Source organism: Sphingomonas sp. P4_D12, assembly GCF_056401895.1.
Map to the genome: position 1 here is coordinate 231,806 of NZ_JBFUIL010000005.1, position 15,988 is coordinate 247,793.

Genomic DNA, 15,988 nt, shown 5'->3' on the forward strand with positions numbered 1-15,988 from the left:
CAGCGCTCCTAAGGTCCGCGCCACTTCACGACCCCGAAGGTGTAGATGTCCAGCCCCGCCTATAAACGCATCCTCCTGAAACTCTCGGGCGAGGTCCTGATGGGTGAGGGGGGCCTGGCGATCGATCCAGAGGTGACCGCGCGCGTCGCCGGCGAGATCAAGGACGCCAAGGACGCGGGGCACGAATTGTGTGTCGTGGTTGGCGGGGGCAATATCTTCCGCGGCCTGTCGGCGGCAGCGAAGGGCATCGAGCGGGCGACCGCCGATTATATGGGCATGCTGGCGACGGTGATGAACGCGCTGGCGGTGCAGAACGCGCTCGAGCAGGTCGGCGTCGATACGCGGGTGCAGTCGGCGATCCCGATGCAGTCGGTGTGCGAGCCGTTCATTCGCCGCCGTGCGATGCGCCACCTGGAAAAGGGACGAGTGGTGATCTTCGCCGCCGGCGTCGGCTCGCCATTCTTCACGACCGACAGCGGTGCTGCGTTGCGCGCCGCCGAAATGAATTGCGACGCGCTGTTCAAGGGTACGTCGGTCGACGGCGTCTACAATGCCGATCCCAAGAAAGATCCGGCGGCAAAGCGTTACGAAACCGTGAGTTACGACACGGTGCTCGCGGACAATCTCAAAGTCATGGACGCAAGCGCGATCGCCTTGTGCCGCGACAACAACATTCCGATCGTGGTGTTCAACATCCGCGAGCCGGGCAATCTCGCCTCGGTGTTGCGCGGAGAGGGCGTCTCGACGGTGGTACAGAAGGAAGGATGACACATGGCCGCCTATGACAAGGCCGATATCGAACGCCGCATGGCGGGTGCGGTCGAAGCGCTGAAGCACGATCTCGGCGGGTTGCGCACCGGCCGGGCGTCGACCGCGTTGCTCGATCCGGTGACGGTCGAGGTGTACGGATCGAATATGCCGCTCAACCAGGTCGCAACCGTCTCGGCGCCCGAGCCGCGGATGCTGTCGGTCCAGGTGTGGGACAAATCGAACATCGGTCCGGTCGAAAAAGCGATCCGGTCGGCTGGTCTGGGGCTGAACCCGATCAACGACGGCAATACGCTGCGCCTGCCGATCCCCGATCTGACCGAGGAGCGCCGCAAGGAACTCGCCAAGCTGGCCGGTCAATATGCCGAAAAGGCGCGGATTGCGGCGCGCAACGTTCGTCGCGACGGAATGGATTCGCTCAAGACCGATGAGAAGAAGGGCGTCTATTCGGAAGACGAGCGCAAGCGGCATGAGAACGACGTGCAGAAGGTGACCGACAGCACGATCGCCGACATCGACGCGGTGGCCACGGCCAAGGAAAAGGAAATCCTGAGCCAGTGACGCCGGTGGCCGTCACCGATATGGCGCCGGCCGCTTCCAGCGCGGTGCTGCCGCGCCATGTCGCCATCATCATGGACGGCAATGGGCGCTGGGCGAAGAAGCGCCATTTGCCGCGTATCGCGGGGCATCGCCAAGGCGTCGAGGCGGTCCGCAAGGTCACCCGCGCCGCTCGCGCGATGGGGATCGAGGCGATGACGCTCTATGCCTTCTCGTCGGAGAACTGGCGCCGCCCCGAGGAAGAAGTCGGCGATCTGATGGGATTGCTGCGGCATTTCATCCGTAGCGATCTCGACGAGCTTGTCCGCGAGAATGTGCGGCTGAGGGTGATCGGCGATTATCGCCGCTTCTCCCCCGATCTGGTCGCGATGATCGACGACGCGACCGGACGTACTGCGGCGAACACCGGCCCGTTGCTGGCGATCGCGCTCAATTACGGATCGCAGGCCGAACTAGCCGGTGTTGCCCAGGAACTCGCGCGTCGTGTCCGCGACGGCGCCATGGCGATCGAGGAGATCGATACCCAGGCGATCGAAAGCCTGCTCGACACGCACGATCTGCCGCCGCTCGATTTGTTGATCCGCACCTCGGGCGAGCAGCGACTGTCGAACTTCCTGCTGTGGCAGGCGGCCTATGCCGAATTGCTGTTCGTCGACACGCTATGGCCCGATTTCGATGCGGAAACGTTGAGCGAGGCGATTGCCGCTTTCGGGCGGCGCCAACGTCGTTTCGGAGGCCTGTGAGCGACCGTCGCACGCGCTCGTCGAAGCGCCCTCCCGAATTGCTGATCCGCGCGGCGGTGGGCCTGGGCCTGATGGCGCTGGCGCTGGCCGCGGTGGTGCTTGGCGGATGGATATTCTGGCTGGTCGTCGCGGCGATGGCGATGGTCATGATCGCCGAATGGGCGGATTTGGCCGGCGCCACGGCTCGCGACAAGCGCGGCGCGATGCTGACCCTGGTTGTCCCGCTGACCGTGATGTCGCCCGCCACCTGGGGGCCGGGCTGGTTCGCGTTAGGAATCGTCGGCGCGGCGGCCGTGTTCGTCGCCGCGGTGTTCAAGCCGCGCGCGCTTGGGCTCGGCATTATCTATGTCGGCGTGCCGGTCCTGGCCTTGCTGGTCATTCGCGAAAACCCTGAGTTCGGGCTGATCTACACCTTGTGGACGCTGGCGTTGGTCTGGATGTGCGACATCGGAGCCTATTTCGCGGGCAAACATATCGGCGGCCCGAAGCTCGCGCCGACGATCAGCCCCAATAAGACCTGGGCCGGGCTGATCGGCGGCATCGCACTGGCGACCGCATTCGGGTGGTTCCTCCATTGGCAATACGGCCTCGCGGTGCGGTTGACGCTGGCGACTCCCTTCCTGGCGTTGCTCGCCCAAGGCGGCGACCTGTTCGAAAGCTGGCTCAAACGCCGAGCCGGAAGGAAGGATAGCGGGGCGTTGTTCCCCGGCCATGGCGGCGTGCTCGACCGGCTCGACGGGCTGGTGCCGGTAGCGCCGGTCGCCGCGTTCCTGATCGTCATCGTTCCTCTACTCTACGTCTGGCGCCCGTGAAGACCGTTACCATTCTAGGTGCGACCGGGTCGGTCGGCACATCGACGCTCGACCTGATCGAGCGTGAGCCCGATCGTTTCAGCGTGCGGGCGCTGACCGCCAATTGTGACGTCGAGCGCCTTGCAGCGGCAGCGCGGCGAACGCGCGCCGAATTGGCGGTGGTCGCCGATGAGAGCTGCCTGCCGGCGCTGCGCGAGGCGTTGCGCGGCACCGACACCAGCGTCACAGGCGGCGCGCAAGCGGTGTGCGATGCGGCACGGTCGGGGGCCGACCTCACCGTCGGTGCAATCGTCGGGTGCGCCGGGCTGCGCCCAGTGATGGCGGCGGTGGAACAGGGCGGCACGATCGTGATCGCCAACAAGGAACCGTTGGTTTCGGCGGGAGAATTGGTTGTCGACGCCGCACGGCGTTTCGGTGCGACGCTGCTGCCCGCCGATTCCGAGCACAACGCGATCTTTCAATGTTTCGATCGGGCCCAGGCGAAACACGTCCGCCGCATCATCCTGACCGCCAGCGGAGGGCCATTTCGCGATTGGAGCCTGGAGCGCATGCGCGACGTCACGCCGCAACAAGCGGTAGCGCATCCCAATTGGACGATGGGCGCCAAGATTTCGGTCGATTCGGCGACGATGATGAACAAGGGTCTCGAACTGATCGAGGCGGCACGGCTGTTTCCGGTCGATCCGGACCGTATCGAGATCATCGTGCATCGCCAGTCGCTGGTCCATTCGCTGGTCGAATATGCCGACGGATCGGTGCTCGCGCAGCTCGGGCCGGCCGATATGCGCACCCCGATCGCTTATTGCCTCGCCTGGCCCGAACGGATGGCGACGCCGATGGCGCCGCTCGACCTGGTCGCGGTCGGCAGGCTCGATTTCGAAGCGCCCGACGACCGGCGTTTTCCTGCGCTGGCGCTGGCGCGGCGCGCGCTGACCGCGGGCGGTGCACGCCCGGCGATCCTCAACGCCGCCAACGAGATCGCGGTGGCGGCTTTTCTGGCCGGGAAAATCGGGTTCCTCGAAATTGCCGCAATCGTCGCCGATACGCTCGACGACTACGACCCGCCCGCGCCCGAGACACTGGACGACGTACTGGCTATAGATGATGAAGCGCGTACCATCGCGGGCGAGCGAGTAGAGGATTGCGTTACCTGATGCAGAGTCCCGGCCTGATCCTGTACATTGTCGGCTTCGCGCTGTTGCTGGGGCCGCTCGTCTTCTTTCACGAGCTTGGTCATTACCTCGCCGCTCGGCTGTTCGGCATCAAGTCGGAAGTCTTCTCGATCGGATTTGGCCCGGAGATCACCGGCTGGACCGACAGAAGCGGGACCCGCTGGAAGCTGAGCTGGATTCCGCTCGGGGGCTATGTTCGCTTCGCCGGCGACATGAACCCCGCAAGCCAACCGGACCCCGCCTGGCTGGCGCTACCGCCCGCGGAACGCGCCCGTACCTTCCAGGCCAAGCCCTTGTGGCAGCGCGCGGTCGTCGTGCTGGCCGGTCCGGTGACCAATTTCTTCCTCGCTTTGCTGATCCTGATGGGATTCGCGCTGGCCTATGGCGACAATCGCACGCCTTCGACCGTGGCCGGTGTGGAAGCGGGCAGTGCCGCCGCCGCCGCGGGCTTGAAGGCGGGGGACAAAATCACTGCGTTGGGTGGACGCGCGGTCGAGACTTTCGAGGACTTGGCCTATTACGTCCAGCTTCGCGCCGGCGAGCGGGTCAGAATCGATTTCGATCGCAACGGCGTCGCGATGGCGAGCGACACGGTGATCGGCAAGCGACACGTCAAGGACAAGTTCGGCAACGAAGGCGATATCGGGATGCTGGGGGTTCGCGCCGCCCAGCCTGTGTTCGTGCGAGTCGGCGCGCTGCAGGCACCGGGTGTCGCTGCCAGGGAGCTTTGGGCGCTGGTCAGGCAGACCGGCCAGGGCCTTGGCCAGCTGATCTCCGGCCGCCGTCCGATTAAGGACATGTCAGGCGTCGTCGGCATGGTGAAATTCTCCGGCGAGCAGCTCAGCATGGGCTGGCCGGACTTCATCTGGCTGGTCGCGATCATCTCCATTAATTTGGGGTTCATCAATCTCTTGCCAGTCCCCATGCTCGACGGAGGGCATTTGCTGTTCTACGCGATCGAGGCTGTGCGGCGGCGTCCGGTGACGCCGGCGATCCAGGAATGGGCTTTTCGCGGCGGGCTGGCGGCGATCCTGTGCTTGTTCCTGGTCGTGACGTTCAACGATCTGGGCAAGGTGGGCTTGTGGCAGCATCTCGCCGGGTTGATCGGCTGAAGCGGTTAGGGCAGGGCGGGCGCGCCCGTAAATCACGCGACGGCAATGTCTCCGGCTGGGGTGGAATGGTGAAAGTTATCAATACGTCGAAGTTCGGAACGCGCGCCGTGACGGTGTTGCTCGCGGGAACAATGCTCTCGGGGGTCCCGGTGGCAGCTGCCGCCCAGACCGCCGCTGCGCCCGCCGCTCCCACACCCGCCGCTGCGGCACCGCAGACTGCTCCTGCCACGCCGCAGACCGCGCCCGCTGCGCCGACGTCGCCGGCTGTGGCGCCGCAGCGCGTCATCCGCTCTCTCCGCGTCGAGGGCTCGCAACGGATCGAGCCGGAAACGGTGCTGTCCTACACCAAGCTGCGCGTCGGCCAGGCCTATACCAACGAAACGCTCGATCAGGCGCTGCGCGACCTGCTCGCCAGCGATCTGTTTGCCGACGTGTCGATCGCCGGTGTCGAAACCGGCGAGATCGCGATCCGCATTCGCGAGAATCCGATCATCAACCGCGTGATCCTGGAGGGTAACAAGACTCTCAAGTCGGACAAGATCACCAAGGAAATCAAGCTCGCCCCGCGCCAGATCTTCACCCGCACCGCGGTGCGTCAGGACGTCGCGCGGATCGTCGAGCTCTATCGTCGCCAGGGCCGCTTCGCCGCGCGGATCGAGCCCAAGATGGTCAGCCTGGACCAGAACCGCGTCGACGTCGTGTTCGAGATCGATGAGGGACCCAAGAGCAAGGTCCGCGCGATCAACATCATCGGCAACAACGTCTTCTCCGATGGCAAGCTGCGCGAGCAGATGGTCACCAAACAGGCGCGGCTGACCCGCTTCATGTCGTCCAACACCTCATACGACCAGGATCGCCTGGCCTATGACCAGCAGAAACTGCGCCAATTCTACCTGACCCAGGGTTACGCCGATTTCCGCGTGACCTCGGCGGTGGCCGAGCTGACCCCGGACAAGAAGAACTTCATCATCACTTATGTGGTGGAAGAAGGTCCGCGCTATAAGTTCGGCAACGTCACGGTCGACAGCGATATCCGCGATTTCGACGACAACAAGCTGGCCACAGGCCTGGGGATCAACAAGGGCGATTGGTACAATGCCAAGCGCGTCGAGGATTCGGTCGACCGGCTTAACGAGACCGCCGGGCTGTTCGGCTATGCGTTCACCGACGTGAACCCGGAGTTCAACCGCGACCCCGACAAGCTGACCATGTCGATCAACTTCCACATCGCGGAAGCCAAAAGATCGTACATCGAAAAGATCGACATTACCGGCAACCGCAATACCCAGGACAAGGTCGTTCGCCGCGAAATCCGCCTGGCGGAAGGCGATGCGTTCAACAGTTTCCAGGTCAAGCGCTCGCAGGATCGCATCAACAGCCTGGGCTTCTTCCAGGACAAGTTCGAGATCAAGCAGGAGCAGGGTTCTGCTCCCGACCGCGTCGTGCTCAACGCGAATGTCGAGGAAAAGGCGACCGGCGAATTGTCGCTGTCGGCGGGCTATTCGAGCCTCGAGCGGTTCATCATCCAGGCCGGAATCACGCAACGCAATTTCCGCGGCAAGGGCCAGGAACTGCGCGCCAATGTCGATTATTCGGTCTATTCGAAGTCGGTCTCGCTGGGCTTTACCGAGCCGTATCTGTTCAACAAGAACGTCGCCGTCGGCGTCGACCTCTTCCGCCGCGACTATAACTCGTTCAACTATCTCGGCGACCAGCGTCAGACGACCTATTCGCAGGTTTCGACCGGCTTCCAGGTGCGTACCGGCGTGCCGATCACCGAATATTGGTCGCTGTCGGCGCGCTACGGCCTGACCTATGATGAAGTCGGACTCGACAAGTCGACTTATTATTCGGACACGAACGCGGACGGTATTCCGGATACCTGCGATCCGCTCAAGGCGGGGCGTTATTTGTGCGACGCGATCGGCAACCGCTTGTCGTCCGTTCTCGGCTATTCATTGGTCTATGACAGTCTCAACAGCCGTCTGAGGCCGACCGCGGGCAAGCGCCTGGTGCTGAGCCAGGACTTCGCTGGGCTCGGCGGCGACGTGCGCTATGTCCGGTCGCGCATCGAAGCGTCGAAATACATGAACCTCGGCCATAACTGGATTTTCTCGATCAGCGGCGAGGCGGGCTACATCGCCAGCCTGGAAAAGAGTCGTGGCGCTGGTATCGACAAGGTGCGCATCACCGATCGTTTCTATCTCGGCGAGCCGCAGATCCGTGGGTTCGACATTCGCGGCGTCGGCCCGCGTGTCCGTCGTATCAATTACCTCAATACGACCGACGCGAACGGCGTCGTCACCGCCCAGACACTTGATCCCGACAAGAAGAATTATATCGACGACGCCTTGGGTGGTCGGGCCTATTATCTCGTGCGGTTCGAGCTTCAGCCTCCGCTTTCGGGCGGCGTGCGCGAGCTGGGGCTTCGTCCGTCGATCTTCCTCGACGTGGGCGCCGTCTGGGGTGTAACCAAGCCGCAGCTGACGACATTCCCGTCCCATGTCGATGCCAGTGGGAAAACGATCTACGACCCGATCGTTACACCGGTGCGCAACGGCTCGGGCCAGTTGCTCTATAGCTACACCGATTCCACCGGCACACCCGTGTCGACGACCTGCGCGACCGGTATTCCCGATGCGAGCGGCAATTGCGTCGGCGGCACCGCCAACAACGCACTGACCACCTCGGCCGGACCGTTCCTCGAGCAGTTCCTCGGCGACACGCCGCGGCCGCGCGTCTCGATCGGCTTCGGGGTCAATTGGAATTCGCCCTTCGGGCCACTTCGCATCGACATCGCCAAGGCGCTTCTGCACTCGCCTGGCGACGATACAAAACTCATCACATTCAACGTAGGGACCCAATTCTGATGAATAGCATGACCAAATATCTCGGCATCGGCGCAGTGGCGCTGACGACCGGCCTGGCGCTGGCGCCCGCCGCGTCGGCGCAGTCCGTCGCCGTCGCCGACCCGCAGACCGCGATCCTGAAGACGGCGGCGTTCACCAATGCGATCGGCCAGATCAAGACCACCTACAAGACCGGGCTCGATCAGGCCGAAGCGATCCGCAAGGAGCTCGCGCCGCTGGAGCAGGCGTTCGACGCCAACAAGGATGGCCAGCTCGACGAATCCGAGCTCGCCAAGCTGCGCGCGTCGCCCAATTTCGCCTCGATCCAGCAGAAGGAACAGCAGGCTTCGACGGCGGAAATGCCTGCCCTGCGCGCCCGCGCTTACGCGATCGAACAGATCTCGGCCAAGTTCCAGCAGGCCTATGCCACGGTCAAGACGACCAAGCGCGTCAGTCTGGTGATCCGTCCGGAAGCGGCGCTCGATTTCGACGCCAATGCCGACATCACCGACGACATCACCGCCGAGCTCAACAAACTGGTGACCACGGTCAGCATCACCCCGCCGGCCAATTGGCAGCCGGGCGGCAACCCTGCCGGTGCTCCGGCGGCGCCGCGCGGCAATCCGCCAGCGGGCGTCCCTGGTGGCGCGCTGCCGCCGGCACCGACGCCCGCACCGTCGACCGGCAAGAAGCCGTCCGGACGGTGAGCGAAGAGGCGACGGCAGCCGCTTCCATCGGTCCGCTCGATATCGGGCGGGTGATGGCGGCGCTGCCGCACCGTTACCCGATGCTATTGGTCGACCGTGTCGAGGAATTGATCCTCGACCGATCGATCGCGGCGATCAAGGCGGTGACGATCAACGAAAGCTTCTTCCAGGGTCATTTCCCTGGACGTCCGATCATGCCCGGCGTGCTGATCGTCGAGGCGCTGGCGCAAGCGGCCGGCGTGCTGGCGGTCGAGAGTCTGGGCCTCGCGGGCTCGGGCAAGCTGGTCTATTTCATGGCGATCGACGAAGCCAAGTTCCGCAAGCCGGTTGAACCCGGCGTGCTGCTTCGGCTGGAAGTCGATTTCGTTCAGAAGCGCTCGTCGGTGTGTAAATTTGCGGGCCGGGCGCTGATTGATGGGCAATTGGCCGCGCAGGCGAACTTCACCGCGATGATCGCCGATCCACCAGCGGCGGCCTGACGCACCGGCCCCATGCGCCGCATATTATTGAGGGCATTTTCCGAGATAGTTGCGTCGCGCGGCACCCTCTGCTAGGCGCCGCGGCTTCGCTGCCGGTCGGAAACCGGCGGCTTTCAAAAGGATTTCGCGACGTGAAGAAAGACGCTCATCCCGATTACCACATGATCAAGGTCCAGATGACCGACGGCACCGTGTACGAAACGCGCTCCACCTGGGGCAAGGAAGGCGACACGATGACGCTCGAAATCGATCCCTTGTCGCACCCGGCCTGGACCGGCGGCCGCGGCCAGATGCTCGATGCGGGCGGTCAGGTGGCGCGCTTCAACAAGCGTTTCGGCGGGCTCTCGCTCACGAAGAAGTAAGCCGCGCCGCTTCGGCGGCTGCGTGACGTTCGACGCCGCGTTCCCTGCTGGGAGCGCGGCGTTCGCGTGTCGGGAGGGGGGCGTCCTTAACGCTGTCTTAGGCATCGCGTGCCTAGACTTTCCGTCATGGAAGCCAGGCAGATCAATATTTCGGCGGAATTCGAACCTGCGGTGATGAACCGCCGGCGGTCGCCGCGCGCACCCGTGTCGCTGGACGCCAAGCTGGGCAGGAGTGGGCTGGACCGGACATTGTGCCGCGTAACCGATTTGTCGCCCGAAGGCGCGCGCATCTCGACCTATTCGGCGCTCAAGAAGGACAGCGTGATCTGGCTGACTCTGCCCGGTGCCGGACAGATCGCGGCGACGGTCCGCTGGGCCGACGATTTCCAGGCGGGTTGCCTGTTCCACCGCACATTGCCCGACCATCTGTACGAAGCGCTGGTAGAGGTGGGCGCCGCCTGATCCGAAGGGCTGGGCCATCAAAAAGTAACCACGATGCGTTCTTGGTTAATGGAAGACGCTGAGAAATCTGATAAGTCGCTGAGATAATATCATGCGTCGCAAACCAGGCACCTCGCTCTACCATCCTCCCGCCCGCAAGCCGACGGTGATGCGCCGCTATGGCGCATTCGCCGGAATCGGGCTGCTGGTCGGTGCGGTGGCGGGACTGGGCTTGACGCAGATGCCCGTCGGCCAGGTCGCCGCCGTCACCTCAACCGCCGACAAAGACTGTGACCAGTCGCGCCGAGCCGCTCGTGCGAAACGTTGCGATGCGCAGCAATCGGCCAGTCATTGCGCGCCCAAGCCGCGCTGCGATCGCGGGGTTGATGAGCCGCGTCAGCGCGTCGCTAATCGATAAACGCCGCCAACTCGTCGGGCGAGCCGCTGGGGAACGCCTTTTTCAGATACGCCAGGAACGCGGACACGCGCCCGCTCAGAAGCCGGGCCGACGGATATAGCGCCCACAAGCTGGTCTCGGGCTCATCGACATCGGCCCATGCCACCAGCCGGCCGGCCGCCAGGTCATGGCTCACCAGCGAAAGCGGGAGGCGGCCAGCACCGACGCCCTGTCGAACCGCGTCGCGGGCCATCACCATCGACGAGAGCGACAGGATGGGATCGATCGCGATCGTCGACTGTCCGCTCGTCGTGATTACGTTCCAACAGCCCGTTAGATCGGCCGATCCACGCACGACGGCGCGAACCGCAGAACCGTCAATCGGCCGAACGAGCGCGGGTGCTGCCACGACGACCAGCCGGTCATGCAGGAAAGCCCGGCCGATCAGGCTCTCATCGGGTCGTGGGTTGACCCGTATGACCAGATCATAGCCCTCCTCGATCATGTCGACTGCGCGGTCCTCGGGCGTGACTTCGAGCCGGACCTGCGGATATTCGAGCACGAAGCCGGCGGCGAGCCTGCCCATCGCGATTTGCGAAAAGAGCGAAGGAGCGCTGATCCGCAGCCGGCCGCGGGGCGTGTCGCCGCCCGCCGCTATCGCCGCCGCCGTCTCGTTGAGCTCGGTAAGCAGCCGCGCGGTGCGTTCATGCAGCGCCCGACCTTCCTCGGTGAGCTTGAGATCGCGCCCGCCGCGCTCGAACAACCGCACCCCCAGGCCGGCCTCCAATTCCGACACCCGTCGGGACAGGGTCGCCTTGGGGCGTAGCGCCGCCCGCGCGGCGCGTCCGAACCCGCCATGCCTGGCGACTAGGTTGAAATCGGCGAGCGCGAGAAGGTCCATGTGTTCCACCAACGAGACGGCGTGTCCAGATATAGCGTCTATTGGCTCAAGTGTGGATCACTAATTTCAGAGGCGTCAATCACGACACTTCAGGAGACACATCATGACCATTCTCGTTATCGGCGCGACCGGCCGCGTCGGGCGCCATGTCGTCGATCAACTCGTCAACCGTGGCATCGCCGTGCGCGTGCTCACCCGCGATCCGCCGAAGGCGGATGTCCCCGCCGGGGTGGAGGTCGTGCAGGGCGACCTGCTCGATATCGACGCGCTGCGCGAGGCCTTCACCGGCGTCGATGCATTTTTCCTGCTCAACGCGGTGACCGGCGATGAATTCACCCAGGCGCTCATCGCGCTCAACATTGCGCGAGAAATGGGCGTCGATCGCCTTGTCTATCTGTCGGTGATCCATGCCGATCGGTTCGTGAATGTGCCGCACTTCGCGGTGAAATTCGGTGCCGAGCGGATGATCGAACAAATGGGCTTCAGCGCCACGATCCTGCGCCCGTCCTACTTCATCGACAATGAGCATATGAGCAAGGACGTCATTGTCGGCCACGGCGTCTATCCCATGCCGATCGGCGGCAAGGGTCTCGCCATGGTCGATGCGCGCGACATCGCAGAAGTCGCGGCGATCGAGCTTATCCGCCGTGCGCAGGCGCCGGATAAGCTGCCGGTCGAGACGATCAACCTCGTGGGCCCCGACACGCTGACCGGTTCGGACGTGGCCGCCATCTGGTCGGACCTCCTAGGTCGCCCTATCGTCTATGGTGGCGATGACCCCAGCGCGTTCGAGCAGAACCTGGCGAGCTTCATGCCGAAATGGGCAGCCTATGAGATGCGCCTGATGGCCGAGCGCTTTGTCAGCGACGGCATGATCCCGGAAGCCGGCGACGTCGAGCGTCTTACCCGGTTGCTGGGTCGCCCGCTTCATTCCTATCGCGACTTCGCCGCGGCGCTCGCCGCCTCGGAAAAGGCAGCGATGGTCTGAGACGTCGTTGAAGACGATCGGCGGGGCTGCTCTTGGAGAGCGGCCCCGTTGCGATCGAAACCTGCGCGGCGCGCCACGCCCGATGAGGATGATGAGTACTACGAGATCGTTATAACCGACTGATGATTATATGGATATTCTGTGTTATGCGGCTATCGGCGGGTTTCGGCGGCCTTTGGGGCTTAACGACGGCCATTTCGGTTTTTGGTCGGCGCCCGCATATCCCCTCTATCCTCCGCGCGCCCATCTCATCAAAGGGCAAGGGCTTGTTTCCTGGGTTGGCCCTGGGCGGCATTCGAAGCATCTTCCCAGGATTCCCAGACGGCAAGACGCTCAGCATAGGCCGCGCGCGCCATGGGTAGCCCTTCGGTGCCAAGGAAGAAGCGCAGCGGCGGCTGTTCCGAATCCACCACCTTGAAAAGGGACGTCGAGGTCGCGGCAGGATCGCCGAAATTCGTGGTTGCGCCGCCGGCAAATACCTGTGCTCGCGTCTCGGAATAGGCATCAATGCCCGTGGCGAGCTTCAGTGAGGATTGGCTCGAAAAGTCTGTCGCGTACGGACCGGGCTCCAGGAGCGTTACTTTGATGCCGAACTGCGCGACTTCCTTCGAAAGGCTCTCGTGGAGCGCTTCGAACGCCCACTTAGACGCGTGGTAGAAGCCAGTGATCGGGCCAGCATAGACCCCCGCGACGCTCGAGACGCCGATGATATGGCCGCCCTGCTGCGCACGCAGAAGTGGAAGGGCTGCCTGGATGACAGTGAGAGGACCAAATAGGTTGGTATCGAACTCGGCGAGAACCTCGGCCTCGCTCGCTTCCTCGATCGCGCCGACGAGCGCATAGCCGGCATTGTTCAAGACGATATCCAAACGGCCGAAATGCGCGTGAGCATTTGCGATGACATCGGCAACCTGGTCGCGGTTAGTCACGTCCAGCGCCAGAGGCAGGACGGCGTCGCCGAACTCATCGGCGAGGGCGCGATGTCGGCCAGCGATCGCGCGGTAGCAACGACCTTGTCACCCCGCTTGAGAGCGTCTTCAGCCCAGATGCGGCCAAATCCGCGTGAGGCCCCCGTGATGAACCAGACTTTCTCCGACATATGATCACCGTTTCCGTTTGAAGAGTAAGACGCGCGGCGCAATCCCGCACCATGAGCAAAATCAGACCGCCGGGAGGCCGGGATCGATTCCTGTCATCATCATCGAGACCTCCCACAGCCGCTTCGCGAGCGCTGGATCTTCGGCATGCGGCGCGCGCTTTGCTTCGCCGGCGACACCGCGAATTCCGCCAAAGCCGGTGGGACCGTAATAGCCTCCGGGCTTCACCTTGCCGGTCGCGGCCAGAAGTGCCGGCCACGCGCCCTTGTCAGCGCTGTTGAGTAGCAGGCCGACGATCGGGCCTGCGATCTGGGCAAGTCCCATGTGACGACCAAGGCTCGTTGCGGCGATGCCCGGGTGGACGCCGATCGCAGTGACGGGCGTCTTCGCCGCGCGCAGGCGACGATCCAGTTCGAAGAAGAACAGCGCACTCGCCAGCTTGCTGGCGCCGTAGCGTTCGGTCTTGATGTAGCTCTTGTCGGCGTTGAGGTCGTCCCAGTCGATCCTGGCTTTCAGGTGCGAGATGCTCGACGTTACGACCACGCGCGATTCCGGCGTCTGAGCGAGCTTGGGCACCAGCAGATTGGTCAGCGCGAAGACACCGAGATGATTGACGCCGAATTGCAATTCGAACCCCTGCTTGGTCCGCATCAACGGGGGATTCATGACGCCGGCATTGTTGATCAGGCCGTCGAGGCGCGGTTCTTTTCCAGCGATTTCGACTGCCGCTCGCAGGGAGTCCAGATCGCCAAGATCGAGCGGCAGCCATGCCAGGTCGCTGGCGGGCGCGACTTTTCGGATCCGGGCAATCGCGTCTTCCCCCTTTGCCTGATCGCGGCAGCCGAGCAGAACACGTGCGTGCCGGGCGGCAAGGACACGCGCGATCTCGAAACCGACGCCGGCATTGGCGCCCGTGACGATGAAGGTCTTGCCGGACTGGTCCGGAACATCGGCTTCGGTGAAGCCCTTAGTTTTCGGCATGGCGGTTTCTTTCAGATGAAGGTGTGGATGGCTGCCTCGGCGTTCGATGCGCCGACCGTTCCGCAAGCCAGCTCTTCGTCGTATGCCCACAGCCCACGGGATCGGTCACGAATGGAGCGCACCTGGCCGCTCGCGGTGATAGGTTTGCATGAAACGGTCGGTTCGATGGCCGGCCTCTGAACATCGGTCATTGTTTTGGCTGCACCCATGGATTAAGTGGAAAGCTGATCCGTTTATATATATTCGGAATAGCGTTCCGTTTATCAAGGCCTATGTCAGAAAAATTTTCACCCCGCGCACGAAAGCTGCGCACCGATGGTCTCCGCAATCGCGATCTGCTGCTTGAAGCGGCCAAGGCGGCGTTCGCGGAGATGGGCGTTGACGTACCGCCAGGCGATGTAGCGAAGCGCGCGGGTGTCGGCATCGGTACGCTCTATCGCCATTTCCCGACCCGAGATGCTCTCGTGGCAGGGGTTTATGCACGCGAAGTCGAACAACTGAGCGAGGCAGCCATTACGTTGCTCGAAAAGCATCCGGCCGATGAGGCTTTGGCGCTTTGGCTGGATCGGGTGATCGACTATGTGGCGGCAAAGCGAGTGATCGCCGACATATTGCGGGCCGATACACAAGGCGCACAACTCCACGGCAGCTCGGAGGCCACCTTGTCCGAAGCACTGCGTCGTCTGGTAGATGGGGCGCGGGCGGCGGGTACGATCCGCGCGGAAATCTGTTTTGAGGACGTTGCCCGTATGATGGCCGGCATCTGCAGCGGCAGCGATCAGCCAGATTGGGAAGGCAGCGCGCGGCGTCTGCTTGGCGTGATGATGGCGGGGCTGCAGGCAACGCCTTAGCCCTAATGCGCTGACAACGTTGCGGATCACCGTTTTAGAAACGACCAGACAGTCATCGTCCTGGCAGCAATGACGTTATATTCGACAGGAAAGCGGGAGTCGGCGTGCGCGTCGCCGTCCGCCGTCCAGCCCTCCACATTCCTGCTGTTGAATAGAGGCGAACCGGCCTTTGGCGGATATTGGCCTCGCGAGCGAGGCGGCGGCGAAGCCTAGCGGAAGGAGCGCCGAGACTTCACCATGAGCAATCAGGCCCGGGCAGCGGCAAAGCGTCGGCGTCGCAACCATGCCATCGCCCAACGCGGACCCGGTGACCGGAGCGCCGCGAAGGAACCGTCCCCCGCTACAGCCTGAACGCCAAGCAGCGCCAGCCAGACGAGCGGCAGTTCGGCTCCAGCCTTGGTGAAAAAGAAGCCATTGCGTGTCATCCAAAAGTGAGCCGCGCCGAGCATCATCGGCATGGCATAGCCGGCGACATATCTGGTCAGGACGCCCGGGATCAGCAGCAGGGCGCCGGCAAGCTCTGCCGAAAGGACATAGGCAGGAACGAAAGACGGATATCCCGCCTTGAGCAGATTTCCCCACCAGGCATCGAGCCCGCCGGGCAAAATCGCGAACTTCCAATAGAGATGCGCAATAAAGAGCGACCCCAGGAGCAGTCGGAGCAGCAATGCCGCGCTGCCGGAGGCCGACGCGCCTCGCGCTGGTGCATTCCCCATGTTCCGCTCCCCGGCCGCGCATGCCCGCGGTCGCCAGATAGCGCTGTTGGACGA

At 63.6% G+C, this 15,988-nt stretch carries 19 protein-coding genes; 14 read left to right on the top strand and 5 right to left on the bottom strand.

Going from position 1 to position 15,988, the window contains the following annotated elements:
- Positions 1-45: 45 nt before the first annotated feature.
- The 12 genes from pyrH to AC1DSD_RS11275 all read left to right on the top strand — a co-directional run bounded on the left by pyrH (position 46) and on the right by AC1DSD_RS11275 (position 10,421).
- Positions 46-768, top strand: coding sequence for a UMP kinase (gene pyrH / locus AC1DSD_RS11220; protein WP_478030104.1), 723 nt, complete (start codon positions 46-48; stop codon positions 766-768).
- A 3-nt stretch (positions 769-771) separates the two neighbouring features.
- Positions 772-1,329 (top strand): ribosome recycling factor, encoded by a 558-nt coding sequence (frr, locus tag AC1DSD_RS11225; RefSeq protein WP_478030105.1) that lies wholly within the window; start codon positions 772-774, stop codon positions 1,327-1,329.
- Between the two features lie 20 nt (positions 1,330-1,349).
- Positions 1,350-2,069, top strand: a complete 720-nt coding sequence (locus tag AC1DSD_RS11230; RefSeq protein ID WP_478030465.1) for an isoprenyl transferase — start codon at positions 1,350-1,352, stop codon at positions 2,067-2,069.
- A complete protein-coding gene (locus tag AC1DSD_RS11235) occupies positions 2,066-2,881 on the top strand; it encodes a phosphatidate cytidylyltransferase (RefSeq protein ID WP_478030106.1) in 816 nt (271 codons plus the stop codon). The genes AC1DSD_RS11230 and AC1DSD_RS11235 overlap by 4 nt, the downstream gene beginning before the upstream one ends.
- Positions 2,878-4,035, top strand: a complete 1,158-nt coding sequence (locus AC1DSD_RS11240) for a 1-deoxy-D-xylulose-5-phosphate reductoisomerase (RefSeq protein WP_478030107.1) — start codon at positions 2,878-2,880, stop codon at positions 4,033-4,035. The genes AC1DSD_RS11235 and AC1DSD_RS11240 overlap by 4 nt, the downstream gene beginning before the upstream one ends.
- A complete protein-coding gene (locus tag AC1DSD_RS11245; protein ID WP_478030466.1) occupies positions 4,032-5,165 on the top strand; it encodes a M50 family metallopeptidase in 1,134 nt (377 codons plus the stop codon). The genes AC1DSD_RS11240 and AC1DSD_RS11245 overlap by 4 nt, the downstream gene beginning before the upstream one ends.
- Before the next feature lie 65 nt (positions 5,166-5,230).
- Complete coding sequence (gene bamA / locus AC1DSD_RS11250) at positions 5,231-8,035, top strand: outer membrane protein assembly factor BamA (RefSeq protein ID WP_478030108.1); 2,805 nt, start codon at positions 5,231-5,233, stop codon at positions 8,033-8,035.
- Complete coding sequence (locus AC1DSD_RS11255) at positions 8,035-8,721, top strand: OmpH family outer membrane protein (RefSeq protein WP_478030109.1); 687 nt, start codon at positions 8,035-8,037, stop codon at positions 8,719-8,721. Before bamA ends, AC1DSD_RS11255 begins: the two co-directional genes overlap by 1 nt.
- Entirely contained in the window at positions 8,718-9,200 is a 483-nt protein-coding gene (gene fabZ / locus AC1DSD_RS11260; protein WP_478030110.1) for a 3-hydroxyacyl-ACP dehydratase FabZ, read from the top strand. Before AC1DSD_RS11255 ends, fabZ begins: the two co-directional genes overlap by 4 nt.
- 131 nt (positions 9,201-9,331) lie before the next feature.
- The gene (gene rpmE, locus AC1DSD_RS11265) at positions 9,332-9,562 is read left to right on the top strand and encodes a 50S ribosomal protein L31 (RefSeq protein ID WP_066806082.1); all 231 of its coding nucleotides are present in this window, start codon (positions 9,332-9,334) and stop codon (positions 9,560-9,562) included.
- Between the two features lie 126 nt (positions 9,563-9,688).
- Positions 9,689-10,024, top strand: a complete 336-nt coding sequence (locus tag AC1DSD_RS11270; RefSeq protein ID WP_478030111.1) for a PilZ domain-containing protein — start codon at positions 9,689-9,691, stop codon at positions 10,022-10,024.
- A gap of 91 nt (positions 10,025-10,115) precedes the next feature.
- Positions 10,116-10,421 carry a hypothetical protein gene (locus tag AC1DSD_RS11275; protein WP_478030112.1) on the top strand — a complete coding sequence of 102 codons (306 nt, stop codon included), beginning with the start codon at positions 10,116-10,118 and terminating at the stop codon, positions 10,419-10,421.
- Here the strand turns inward: AC1DSD_RS11275 and AC1DSD_RS11280 are convergent.
- The gene (locus AC1DSD_RS11280) at positions 10,411-11,301 is read right to left on the bottom strand and encodes a LysR family transcriptional regulator (protein ID WP_478030113.1); all 891 of its coding nucleotides are present in this window, start codon (positions 11,299-11,301) and stop codon (positions 10,411-10,413) included. The two genes, AC1DSD_RS11275 and AC1DSD_RS11280, sit on opposite strands and share 11 nt — an antisense overlap.
- 103 nt (positions 11,302-11,404) lie before the next feature.
- Here AC1DSD_RS11280 and AC1DSD_RS11285 point away from each other — a divergent pair, with 103 nt between their 5' ends.
- Entirely contained in the window at positions 11,405-12,289 is an 885-nt protein-coding gene (locus AC1DSD_RS11285; RefSeq protein ID WP_478030114.1) for an SDR family oxidoreductase, read from the top strand.
- Positions 12,290-12,540: 251 nt separating this feature from the next.
- Here AC1DSD_RS11285 and AC1DSD_RS11290 read toward each other — a convergent pair whose 3' ends face one another.
- The 3 genes from AC1DSD_RS11290 to AC1DSD_RS11300 form a co-directional block, all read right to left on the bottom strand.
- Positions 12,541-13,284: an SDR family NAD(P)-dependent oxidoreductase gene (locus AC1DSD_RS11290; RefSeq protein WP_478030467.1), complete on the bottom strand. Its 744-nt coding sequence runs from the start codon at positions 13,282-13,284 to the stop codon at positions 12,541-12,543.
- Between the two features lie 165 nt (positions 13,285-13,449).
- Positions 13,450-14,367: an oxidoreductase gene (locus AC1DSD_RS11295; RefSeq protein WP_478030115.1), complete on the bottom strand. Its 918-nt coding sequence runs from the start codon at positions 14,365-14,367 to the stop codon at positions 13,450-13,452.
- 11 nt (positions 14,368-14,378) lie between these two features.
- Complete coding sequence (locus tag AC1DSD_RS11300) at positions 14,379-14,558, bottom strand: hypothetical protein (RefSeq protein WP_478030116.1); 180 nt, start codon at positions 14,556-14,558, stop codon at positions 14,379-14,381.
- Positions 14,559-14,639: 81 nt separating this feature from the next.
- Between AC1DSD_RS11300 and AC1DSD_RS11305 the strand changes: the two genes are divergently transcribed.
- A complete protein-coding gene (locus tag AC1DSD_RS11305; protein ID WP_478030117.1) occupies positions 14,640-15,218 on the top strand; it encodes a TetR/AcrR family transcriptional regulator in 579 nt (192 codons plus the stop codon).
- 245 nt (positions 15,219-15,463) lie between these two features.
- Here the strand turns inward: AC1DSD_RS11305 and AC1DSD_RS11310 are convergent, their stop codons facing one another.
- On the bottom strand, positions 15,464-15,934 hold the full coding sequence (locus AC1DSD_RS11310; RefSeq protein ID WP_478030118.1) for a DoxX family protein: 471 nt from the start codon (positions 15,932-15,934) through the stop codon (positions 15,464-15,466).
- Positions 15,935-15,988 lie beyond the last annotated feature (54 nt).